The organism is Marinoscillum sp. 108 (genome assembly GCF_902506655.1).
Taxonomy (GTDB): domain Bacteria; phylum Bacteroidota; class Bacteroidia; order Cytophagales; family Cyclobacteriaceae; genus Marinoscillum; species Marinoscillum luteum.
Map to the genome: position 1 here is coordinate 2,279,259 of NZ_LR734808.1, position 12,740 is coordinate 2,291,998.

The window sequence follows — 12,740 nt, forward strand, 5'->3', positions numbered from 1 at the left end:
TCTATTGTTTGGGTTTTCCTTTGATGTAACCAATGGATTTCAAGAACTTGTCTGTTTCGAGTAATGTAAGTGTATAGAATTTTCCATCGTACTTGTTGTTATTAAAAAAACCATGCCCCGCCTCATCATAGAGAAACAGGTCACACCTCACGCCTACCGAATCCATTTTAGATTGATAACTTTCAGCTACTGACACTGGGATCAAATGATCCTCCCTTCCCAAAAACACGATCGTGGGCGGTGCGCTCTCAGTAATGTTGTGAGCGGGTGAAATCTCCCTCCAGCGCGCACCCATACGCTCCTTCTGAAATCCTTGAGGGCCATTGTCAAACACGGGATTGAAAAGCACCAAAGCATTGGCCTTTGAGCTGAGACTAAGATCTTCATCCGGCTCATCCAAGCCTGGTAATACGCCACATGCAGCCGCCAGATGTCCCCCAGCCGATCCACCTGAAGCAGCAATTTTATCCGGATCAACATTCAGCTCCTCTGCATGCTCCCGCAAAAAACGAATGGCAGATTTGGCATCCGCTACCGATTCATAGGGGGTGGTTTGATGTCGGTTTTTCACCCGATAATCTACCAGTACTGTGATCATGCCTCGAGAGGCGAAATATTCAGCCTGTGGCTCAAACTGCCCGATAGTACCTCCATTCCAGCCACCACCAAAAAAGAAAACGATGGTTGGGTATTTTTTTCGATTCTTGAATTTGGGAGGATATCTCAGGATCATATCCAGCGCTACCGTATCCATGACTTTATAGGTGATCGTATCTGGCTGCAAGCGGTCAGAATCAACCAAATACTGCGACTGAACACTCGATGACCAGATCAATAATATGATCAGAAAAAAGAATCCTTTCATTTTACATCTTTTCCAGACTGACATAATATGCCCCTAAGGTTTCACCATTATCCAGGGTAAACCAGGTCTGCAGTTTGCTTTCCCCTACTTTCAAGTCTATGACAAATTCCACATACTCAGCAGTGGGATCCACTTCTTTTACCTCATCTATGTCCTGAATATTAAGCCTTGCTTTCGAAACTGAAATCGAAGTACTTTCAACACTTTCCGTAACGCTGGTTCCTGGCAGCGATGGCCGCACTTCTGCTATTTCATGCAATGACAAATGAGTCTCCTCTGGCCACCTGCGAAGCTTCACGCTGTAACTTCCGCTTTCCTGAACATCAACCAGCCAGTATCCATTGTCCTTAACCGCCGTACGGATGTGCCGCTGGTGCCACGGGCTGGCCTCTGCTTCTGTATGCCAATCATGAGCAATTAATCGGGTAGGATTATCTGCACTGTGTCCCACATAGATGAAAGGCTGGTCTTCATAGGTGGGTGAGATCTTGGCCCACCACGAGTCATAGTAGTCCCGGTAGGCCTGTACCTTATCAGGATATTGATCTGCTATATTGGTCTGCTGCCCGGGATCAGTCTCGATGTTGTAAAGCTCCTCTCCGTCCACCAATCGCCATTTACCCTGCATCAGAGAAGTTCTTCGCCATGGTTGTGGCACCTCTATGCGCTGCGAGTTAGTAATCACTATCCGGTCTGCAAATGCTGAGTGATCTCCATTGATCAGGGGCACCAAACTTTGCCCATCGAACTGTATTTTTGGATTCACCTTCAGGTTGCATAAGTCCACAAGTGTAGGCAATACATCGTAGTGAGCCGTCAACTCGTCAATATCCTTGCCCTGATTTATCTCCCCACGGTCCCATCGGATGAACAAAGGCACCCGATGACCACCCTCATATTTGCTGGCTTTTATTCCACGCATTCCGGCGTTGAAGCCCTGGCCAATAAAACCATCCAGGCGATGACCTTCTGCCTTGGCGCCATGGGCAGTGCCATTATCCGTAGTGTACACAATGATGGTATTGTCAAGCTTTCCACTTTCCTTCAGGTAGGCCATCAACTTACCTACATTCTCGTCAATGTTTCTAATCATGCCCAGGAAAGGTGCGTGAGGAATGCTATCGTTTCCTTCCAGGTCCTTGTAATATTTATCCTCCACGAAATATGGAGAATGTGCCGTATTGGAGGGTATATAGCAAAAGAAGGGCTGGTCCTCTCTCGAATCGATCCATTCGATCGCCTCTTCAAACCAAATATCAGCACTGTAGCCCTCATACTGCTGCAGCACTCCATTGTGGAGATACGTGTCATTGAAATAGTCATTATCCCAATAATCCATGGTCTGCTCCATACCACCTCCGCCGTGCGTAAGCACCTCATCAAACCCATTGTCCTGAGGCCTGAAAGGGTAGTTATCGCCCAAATGCCACTTACCAAAAATACCCGTGGAATAGTCGTTGTCTTTAAAAATCTCTGCCGCGGTAGTTTCGCGCTCCAGCAACAGGGAGCGACCATTTACGGTATGCCAAACCCCTGTGCGATTGCTATGATGTCCGGTGATTAGTGCCGCTCTCGTTGGGGAGCAGGTCGGGCTCACATGGTAATCCGTAAATCGAACACTGCTGTCATGTAGCTGATCAATGTTGGGCGTTTGGATAAAGGGATTGCCCAAAGCAGAGATATCTCCATAGCCCTGATCGTCAATCAGGATCAGGATTACGTTGGGCTTTTTAGCAGAAGTGGTCTGCGGCGAACAAGAATGAAGGTTTAAAACCAAAATCAAAATAGACATCCTCATCGCTGAATGCAAAACGTATAGGAATGTCTTGTTCACTGCCATTTTGGAATCTGTCATTAGGAGACTGCTGAGTAGTTTGATAAACATTGGTTTACTGATAAGAATTGTTTCACGAATAACAAAGCTGGTCATAGTCTGAAAACGATGATATCATCTATAGTTCATTGACTATAAACAATGACTCGTTGACATCCATCCTGATTATTTAATCAAATCACTTGGCGCATAGCCAAATTGCTTTTTAAATCGTCGGCTGAAGTAGAGTGGATCATTGAACCCGACCGTATTGGCTACCTCGGAAACATTGAAGTTTTTGGTTTTTAAAAGAGAAGCCGCTTTTTTCAACCGAATGGTTCTGATAAACTCATTGGGCGACATGTCTGTGAGCTCAGTAATCTTCCGATATAGTTTTGAGGAGCTGAGGGCCAATTCCGAACTCAGAAAAGCTGGAGTCAAATCAGGGCTCCCAAGGTTGGCTTCTATGATTTCCTTTATTTCCGAAATCAAATCAATGTCCAGTTGTGAATGTGCCAGGCTGGTCACATCACTTTCTGTTTCATCAGAAAATCGCTGCTTAAGTTCCAGTCTGGTTTTGATGATATTATCTATTCTGGATTTCAACAACGAAGGATCAAAAGGTTTCACCAGATAACCATCAACACCAATTTTATACCCTTTGATTTTGTTTTCATTTTCACCCAGGGCCGTGAGTAACACGATAGCGGTATGACTGATTTTCTCATCACCTTTGAGGGCTTGTACAAATTCGAAACCATCCATGACCGGCATCATCACATCCACCACACAAAGCACCGGTTTTACCTTTCGGCAAAGCTCCAGTCCCTCTTTTCCATTCTCCGCACCATAGATCTTATAGTACTCAGAAAGATACTCCATCACATAGTTTCTCAGTTCAGGATTATCGTCTATCACCACCACTGACGACTTCACATCGGTGTTGGTCTTGGGTGCTACATAGGCATCAAGGGGATTCGATGATTTCATTGAACCCAGTAGTTCCACTTCTTGCTTTTCATCAATGAAGCTGGAGATTTCACTGCTCTCAAAAGCGCTTTTGGAGATTGGTAGCTCCACCGTAAATATGCTGCCTGAATCCGTGGAGCTCTTGACCGATATGCTGCCTTTGTGAATCTCTACCAAAGACTTGACAAGCGACAACCCAATACCCGTACCTGTTGTACTCTCTTTGCTATTGGTGGCCTGATAAAACCTGGAGAATATTTTCTCCTGACTCTCAGCAGGGATTCCAATTCCATCGTCACTCACCTCTATGAGCAGGGTTTTGGTGTCCTTCTCTTTCACACCCACAAACAGGTCGACATGACCATGGCTATTGGTAAACTTCAGGGCGTTGGACAGCAAGTTGTACAGTATTTTATTGTACTTGTCAACGTCTATCCAGCACACGATCGACTCATCTTCTACATGAAAATTGAAGTTTATGTTTTTGGACTCAGCCAAATCTATGAATGAGTAGAAAATATTATTGGTGTAGGGTAAGATGTCAACTTCAGACACTTTCAACTTCACTTCCCCGGCTTCTGCCCGCCTGAATTCAAGGATTTGATTGACCAGTCTCAGCAGCCTGTTGGTACTGTGGTCTATCAGGTTTGCTTTGTTTCTGATGAATTCATTACTGTTTTCATGCTCCAAAATTTGCTTGACCGGACCCAATATCAAGGACAAAGGTGTTCTCAGCTCATGAGAAATGTTGGTGAAAAATCTCAGCTTTTCATTGTTGAGTTTTTCATCCCGCTCCCGCTGTACCTTTTCGGTCAGGAGCTCTTGCTTTAACTGAATCCGAAATTTGATTTGTTTCCTCATGAAATACCCAAACAGACCCAATACCAGAGCCATCAGCGCAATTCCCTGATAACTCGCCCAAAATGGAGGCAAGATCTGAATGCTGTAGGAGGAAACCTCACTCCATTTTCCATCACTGTTGCTGGCCCTAATCTTGAAATTGTAGGTTCCATGAAGCAAATTGGTGTATTGCACTGTTCTGGAGTTGCCACTGGTTTCTACCCAATCCTCATCAAAACCTTCCAGCATGTATTGAAACTTATTCAAACGCTGGTTGGTATAGGAGGCCGTAGAAAATTGAATGGAGAAGTTCCTGTTTTCATGGTTTAAACTGACGCTTCTGGAATAATTCAGGCTCCTATCGAGGAGCACCTGCCCATTGAGCTGTACGCCGGGCAAGACCAGCTCATTGTTTACTTTAAACTCCGTGATGATTGGCTTGGGCGACCACTCATTTTCCTTAATATTCAATGGAGAAAAACTGATCACGCCATTTTTTCCTCCTAAATAAACCTTCGAGTTATTGAAATTGTAAAATCCGCTGGAACTGAATACATCGAGCCTGTTCCCACTGTTTACATTGTAAATATTGGCCTGGTTGCTACCCACATCATAGCGGCATATGTTGTTGTTGTTCATATTGAGCCACAAAAAACCATTGGCGTCCTCCACCACATCTGTCACCCACTTATCCTTCAATTCTTTGGGTTCGGATATTTGCCTGAAGGCATTGCTTTCCGGATCAAAGACACCCAGTCCTTTTCGCGTGGCTGCCCAAATCATCCCGCGGGAATCAATGTTGACGTCACTCACATTTTGGTGTGGAAGCCCTCCGGAAGTTTGGCTCTCGGCCAGGAATACGTCGGCCTTTCCATTGGCCAAATTGTACCTGACCGCACCGCTTTCGGTAGCAAACCATAAATTATCATCAAGGTCTACCCCCACCTTGTTGATGTCAAAACCCGGCAAAATGCGAAGAGAAGGCTTATAGGTTTGCATATCTAATAACAGGGCACCTTCGCCATGAGAGCATACTACCAGCTTTCCTGCAAATACTCTGAAGTCAAAAATGGGTGTGTTATTAAAGCCTACATCCACTATGCTTGAGCTTTTTTTGAGGTAATCGTAGATCAGTATTTTCCCATTCCACAAGCCGCAGTAGAACACAATGCCGTCATGCGAATAGATACTGGCTATATCATAGGGGCCGTTGAATAGCGGAACAAAATTACCCTCATCAGAAATGAACAGACCATTGTGTCTGGTCGCCACCACAACTTCATCCTGATAGGTCTTGGAAAAGCCTCTGATTCTTGGCGCCTGGTTATCTATGTACTTCGATATGTCCTTGTTGATTTTAAATTGATTTTCATAAGGATCATACTTATCCAGTCCTTCCTCTGTACCGATCCAAAGTACTCCTGATGGATCAAAATAAAGGGCAGAAACCAAATTATCCACAAGCGAATTATCCTCTGACAATACTGAAAAATACCATTGAAATTTACCTTCACTAATATCCTCCAGTGCATCGCAAACCAACAAACCGCCGAGGGTTCCGACCCAATATTTACCATCCGGTGCCTGGGCCACACATAGAAAATAAGGTCCTAACTTCTCGCTTACTTTATCATCGGGAATTTCCAGATTATTAAACTCATTGAGGCTCCTGTCAAACTTGTAAAGTCCTTTTCGGGTTCCGACAAAAATACCTCCCTGCTCATCTTCATAGATAAAGTACAAATAAGGATTTACAGCGCTGGCTCCGGGCACTTCCAGTGTGAAATATTCGATTTCCGAGATGATTCCAGTACTCCCGAGTTTGACCTTTGCTACACCGGCACTTTCATAAGCACCTATCCAAATATTTCCCTGACTGTCTTCAAAAATCTCCTTCACATAGTTAACCCCTTCCAGCGGAACCTTGGTGAAGGTGCTCTTATCCGGCTCAAACATGTACAGACCGGAATCTTTAGTCCCCACCCAAACCCGATCAAACCGATCCAGGTAGATAGAGCGGATTTCCTCATCTGGTAAACTATTCGGGTCATCGTCATCAGACAAGTAGGTAGTGAAAACATGCGTATCCAGATGCAAACGAGACAACCCTTTTCTGGTCCCAATCCATAGGCTATTCTTGGCACTGTCTAATTTCAGTGCTGTGATGTCATCATTGTACAAGGTGTTTCTAACCTCATCATTGCTGAGGAAGTTTTGAAACTGAAACCCATCGAACCGGTTAAGCCCATAGAATGTACCCAGCCAGATGAACCCCTGATTGTCCTGAACGATGTGTCGAATGGAATTATGCGACAGTCCATCCTTATCATTGTAATGCTCAAATTCTATACTTTGAGACCCGGCGTAAAAGCACGACAGGATAAGTAAGAATATGATGGGTAAATGTTGTTTCATCGGGGTACCGCTTTGCGCACAATAATCTAATTCATTCTTGACAAAAAAGCTGGAAATGGTGCTCCAAAAGGAAAAACAGGGAGCTGATCCGGATGATTCTTCCTATCCAATTCACGATTTCGCATAGATGATCACCTATTTTTCCGGCAGCACAAACTCTACATTTGTCAGCTTCACCACGATGGGGTTTGGCCAGATCTTGTCGTTGTAAACACGCTGAGCTCTGGTGACTGATATCTCCAAATTATGTGAACGCTGAGTGAATAGTGAGACTGGTTTGTTAGTAGGTGAATATTCCACCACCATATCATTCTGCCCCAGCACAGAAATCTCAGTCTCCTCTGTTGCGCGGATACTCTCTGTGTAAAACAGTCGTCTTTTACCTTTGAACCACTCTGGCTGATTGGTAATGAACACATAGGCGGTATTTTCGTCTTTGGCTTTAGTAAACCACAAATCACCATCTTTGATTTGAGTGGGCGCGGTTCTTACATTTTTGACCGCTTCATCGTTAATGAACATCCAAAGGGCCATTTCACGCAGACGCTCTTCCTGCTCAATGGGTATTTCGCCATTGGGTTTCGGCCCCACGTTCATTAGAAAATTACCGCCTTTGGCCCTGATCTCAATCAGCTTGTTAATCAAATCACCACCGTCTTTGTAAACTTCGTTGGTAGGCTTATAAGCCCACTGCGTACCCATGGTCATGCATGTCTCCCAGGGCCCGGGCATGGGTTCGTTCGGGATTTTCTGCTCCGGGGTATTCATCTCCCCACGGGTTACCACGATTTCAGGATACTTTTCGTGCACATATTGCACCAGATTCTTCTTGGAAAACGAGTCGAAAAATGCAAAATCGACTTTGCCATAGTTGGTGAATAATTCATCCACCTGCTTTTTGGAGTATTCAAACAGTTCCGCGTTTTCAGTCACCTGGGTCATAGGCCCTTTGCGCGAGATCAGGTGTCCCTGCTGATGGATGAAGCTGAAATCTTCAGGAGAATAGTAGAAGCCCACTTTCAGCCCAAACTTTCGCAAAGACTGAACCAGCATACCGGTAATGTCCTTACCGTAAGGGGTGTTCATGATATTGAAATCGGTGGTTTGAGTATCCCACATACAAAAGCCATTGTGGTGCTTAGTAGTAAAAACCACATACTCCGCGCCGGTTAACTTAAACAACCTGGCCCATTCGTCGGGATCAAATTTGTCGGGATAGAAGGTCTTCGGGAGTTCATTCATGTACCGCTGAAGGTAATCTTCTGATGCACCCACCATGGAGTGGCTGATGACACTCCCAAGCTGTGAATCCATACTCCAGTGTATGAATATCCCAAATCCCATATCCATAAAATCTTCTTCCAATTCGGGTTTATTTTTCAGCTGGCCAAAAAGTGAAACACTCAACATACACAGCAGCATGGTCATCAAAAATTTTTTGAGTTTATTCATGGTCTTGTTCGTTCGTGGTTTATCGTTTAATTCATTCATAAATCCCCCTCTATCAGGGGCCAGGAGTCAAAATCTCTGTTGAGCTTTTGGCCATCTAATGATTGCATCACCCACTGGTTGTGCGGGGCTTTGGTATCGTAGCCCAGTAGTGGGCCATCGGGAAACTGAAATTGAGTATTTAGTACCTCAGGGTCAGGGTTTTCACGAATCACCTCCTCGAATATGGCAGCAGTCTGAACCTCCTGAAATACGGCCACCAGTCCAAACTCACTGGTGGAATAGATGATAATGCTCACATCATTGGGCCCTGAATAAGCAGACCAGTTTCCCTCTTCTGCTATTACCTGCATTTCATGTGGAACCGACACAGGACCTGCAGCACAGGCAAAGTTTTCGTACACGCCGGTGTTATTCCAATGCATAAAATCATCACCGGGACCTGAGAGGTGAAATACCTCAGACAGATGATCAGCAGTATCGTTGAGAAAAAGGCAAATAGGTCTGGTGACGATTTGTGATTTCCTGCCCCTGTTGACACCTCCGGCGCTCAGCAGAAAATGCCGACCAGCACTGCTGATCTCCGGGGAGGCTTCCGGGCCGTGCCCCTGGCGCACAAAATATCCGTCCTCTTTGTCAAAAAGCAACTCAACAAACCGATCTGCCGGACGATAAGGCATACATGCTCCCATGAACGCATGCCTCATGGCCACTCCAACATGATCATCATAATCATCTATGGCAGCATAGCTTAGCCAGGATTTTACGAATGCCGAGTGATAATCTGTGGTGAGTTCCTGGATGCTTGCTTTTTCATATCTTCTGCGCATCGGTGGGAAATGTTTCAAATTGAAGCTGCTCAGCCCATAGCTCCAGTTGATATAATCAAGCACCTCTCTGGCCGTTTTACTTACTTTTTCAGACGCAAACGCTTCAATATTGAGTAAAGCAGTAATGGTGTATCCCAAATATGGAATGGAATTGAATTCATATAAACCATTGGTTTTCATTTCTTCCATGAGGGATAACAGTTTCTCCTCCATACCATTCCGAACATTGTCATAGTAGCGGTCCGTATTGCCGTGCAGCTGTACCCAACGATTTTTGAGGTAACGAGAGCCTTCGGTCATCAGCATATGGTTCTCAGTTTCCATCACCATTCCCAAAGTTCTGGGAACTGTATAGCTGAACTTGCCTCCATCCTCTATCATCAATACCTCCAGCAGGTACTTTTTGGTTTCAGGATATAAGACATCTGGTCGTTCACCAAATTTCCAAAGGATGGTGGTCAGGATGGTGAGTGTAAAATCATAATCTCCTTTGGGGTTCATGGACCAAGAGGAACCGCAATTTCCCCAAACCGGAAGTCTTTGTATAACGGCATTTACGTCTGACACATCTTGCCGCAATAGCAGCCTGGCCAGAAGAATGATAGCGGCATCCCCCTTTTTCACTAACATGTCCTCGGTAATGGGCATGGCAGCAATGGTCTTGTAAATGCTATCGGCAAAAGCAGATTCCTTTTTCCATTCCAGTGTCCGATCATGAGGAACATCCACATTCCCAGCCTCCATCTCCACATCACGGTATTTGATAGCCCCTAAAACCTGTGATTTGAGCTGAATGTTGTTGGCTAATAACAACATCGCAATGGAAAAAATAACGATGTATTTTACTACTTTCTTCACCTTAGACATGCTTGACCTGTTCTTTATCCTAATCTATGTTAGGCGAGTTTTCAATTCTGAATTCGTTTACTCGCGGCATTAGTGAACCACATCATCGGTGCTAACCGGAGCATCTGTCATCTGAAGTACCAGCCTACCACCTTCAGTAATCTGGCGATGATTGATCGTGTTGCCATTGACCCGTTTATTATTCCAATGTGCCGATTCTACATAGACATGATCCGGGCTGTTGTTAATGGTTTCAATGGTGAATTCGGACCGGGAGTAAAAATCCGGGTTCAAGTCAATACGTACCTTATCAAAAATGGGACTACCAATTTGGTATTCGGGATCTTCGTCCGTTCCCCCATTCATTTGAAATAAGCCTATTTTCATCAATACTGCCAAACTTCCCATCAAACCCTGATCTTCATCTCCATTGTAGCCGGAAGCGGGAGATAATCCACTAAAGGTTTTCCTGACCACATTGCGCGACCAGTATTGGGTCAGGTCTGGTCTGCCTATTTTTTGAAAAACAAATGCGGTCTGTATGGAGGGTTGATTTCCATAATTAATGGGTATTCTTCTGTATTCTGGGTGTTCTTCCACGTCGTGAGAAGTGCCCGCCGTGAATCCCAATTTAATGGCCTCTTCAAATTGCCTATTGAGTTTTTGCACCGCTTTTTCTTCGCCACCCATCAGCTGAGCCAACCCCGCTAAGTCATGTGGCACAAACCAGGTAGCCTGAGCACTGTTTGCTTCTATAAATCCAACTTTGTAATCGTAGGGATCGAAATCTTCGTGCCACTGGCCTTCCACGTTCTTTGGACGCATCCATCCCGTAGATTCATCATAAACGTTTTTGAAATTTTCAGATCGCTTTAAGAAATACCTGTAATCCTCCTGATGCCCTAGTTTTTTGGCGAATTGGGCAAGTGTCCAATCCTGATAGGCATACTCCATTGTGAGACTTCCGCCATCCTGATGACCTCCAAATTTTCCTTCCGGCAAAGGATAGGGCACGTAGCCTTTTTCCAGGTAGTATTTCAAACCCCCTCCTAAATTGGTATCGTGCTCATAGCCTGCTTTTTCCATGATACCGCCGGGCATATGATTCTTTTTCAGTACTTGATAAATTTCCTCCAGATCTCCATCAATCAACCCTTCCTGAACCGCGCTCACGATAAAAGGGGTGCTCGATGCACCAGTCATCACATAGGTGTAATTCCCTCCTGATGGCCCCCTGGGCACCAGGCCACCATCTTTTTGATACTGTAAAAGCGAAAGGACAAACTGTTGCTTTATCTCAGGATAAACAAGCCCCCATAGCGTATTGATGGTCCACTGGGCTCCCCAAAAGGAATCGGAGTTAAAGTGGTTGAACTGAGGTTTGCCACTATTATCCAGAGGTAGTTGTCCCACCCTGAAGGTCGCACCGGTATTGTCCGGATAGGCACCATTTGCGTCGTTGATAATTCTTCTTCCCTGCAGGGCATGCCATAAGTCTGTATAAAATCTTCGCTGGTCTGTTTCGGTGCCGCCCTCTACTTTGATTCTGCCCAATAAACCATTCCATTCATTCTTAGATTGGGACACCACACGGTCAAAATCCCAGTGTGGCAATTCTTCCTTGATGTTCAACCCGGCATTGTCCACAGAGGTGTAGGAAATCCCTACTTTCATGAGGACTTCCTCTTCAGGGTTCGTGAGTCGAACCAAATAGTTTTTGGTCTCACTGTCTTGTTCAATAGCCGCTACGTCTGTGCTGAACATTACTTTAAAGTACACTGTAAATGGTTTGGGCCTTCTTCCGGTAGCCTCCATGACCACTTTTCCCGAAAGTTCATTATCACCGCTCAGCGTCAATTCACCATCAATGTTTGCACAAGGCCCCAGCATGGTATGAAGGTTAAATAACATGGCAGGACGTGCGTTTTTTGGAAAGGTGTATTGATGCAACCCTACACGCGTAGTACTGGTTAATGCTGATTTTATGCCATACCTATCAAGTTCTACATAGTGATATCCGGGTGATATTTTTTCAGTTTCATGACTGAAACCGGAATAAAAATCCTTGTAGATGGTATTTTCATTCGCATCTGATAGGGTCACTGGCATTACAGACACTCCAGACATTTGCCATGCATGAATGTGGCTAAATCCCTTGATGGTATCGGTTTTATACCTGTAGCCGCTTCCCCATGCACCATCAATTTCGGTATCAGGGCTGAGATTCACCATCCCAAACGGTCTGCTTGCTGATGAGAAGAAAAACCACCTGGAATTCTCGGTGTCCAAAGCAGGATAAACCAACTCGGTCAGTGATTTGGTGTCCTCAAACTTGTCTGGCGCATTCACATTTAGTTTGCATGAACCAGCAACACCCAGCATCAGGCATAGTAAAAAATGTATGTATAATTTATTCTTAACCATTTATATTCTCTTTAAAGAATCATGAGTTGAGTTTTCGACGAATCACACAGAATGCATTTCCGGCTTTTCAACACTTCGACTTTACTCATTTGATGTTTTCATGGATATGATTTTCCCAGGCTCCTCTGATCATGAGAAGGGCTGAAAAAAATCACATAGACCCTCTAGCTTTAATTTGTTAAGCATACCACTTGCTTATCTGGCAGATGTCACTCCTAGTACGCCAGCCAATCAGAACCTGATTTCGGCATACTTCCTCCTACTAAAAAAATAGAGTGAGAACCGGATG

The 12,740-nt window shown here is 44.8% G+C and carries 6 protein-coding genes; all 6 read right to left on the minus strand.

Annotated elements, in window-relative coordinates:
• Window position 1 precedes the first annotated feature (1 nt).
• Window positions 2-865, minus strand: coding sequence for an alpha/beta hydrolase (locus GV030_RS09235; RefSeq protein WP_159581981.1), 864 nt, complete (start codon window positions 863-865; stop codon window positions 2-4).
• 1 nt (window position 866) lies between these two features.
• Window positions 867-2,720 carry an arylsulfatase gene (locus GV030_RS09240; protein WP_255465274.1) on the minus strand — a complete coding sequence of 618 codons (1,854 nt, stop codon included), beginning with the start codon at window positions 2,718-2,720 and terminating at the stop codon, window positions 867-869.
• A gap of 144 nt (window positions 2,721-2,864) precedes the next feature.
• Window positions 2,865-6,902 (minus strand): two-component regulator propeller domain-containing protein, encoded by a 4,038-nt coding sequence (locus tag GV030_RS09245; RefSeq protein WP_159581983.1) that lies wholly within the window; start codon window positions 6,900-6,902, stop codon window positions 2,865-2,867.
• Between the two features lie 135 nt (window positions 6,903-7,037).
• On the minus strand, window positions 7,038-8,354 hold the full coding sequence (locus tag GV030_RS09250; protein WP_159581985.1) for an alpha-L-fucosidase: 1,317 nt from the start codon (window positions 8,352-8,354) through the stop codon (window positions 7,038-7,040).
• Between the two features lie 35 nt (window positions 8,355-8,389).
• Window positions 8,390-10,048 carry a hypothetical protein gene (locus tag GV030_RS09255; protein ID WP_255465275.1) on the minus strand — a complete coding sequence of 553 codons (1,659 nt, stop codon included), beginning with the start codon at window positions 10,046-10,048 and terminating at the stop codon, window positions 8,390-8,392.
• Between the two features lie 69 nt (window positions 10,049-10,117).
• On the minus strand, window positions 10,118-12,451 hold the full coding sequence (locus tag GV030_RS09260) for a GH92 family glycosyl hydrolase (protein ID WP_159581987.1): 2,334 nt from the start codon (window positions 12,449-12,451) through the stop codon (window positions 10,118-10,120).
• Between the last annotated feature and the right edge of the window lie 289 nt (window positions 12,452-12,740).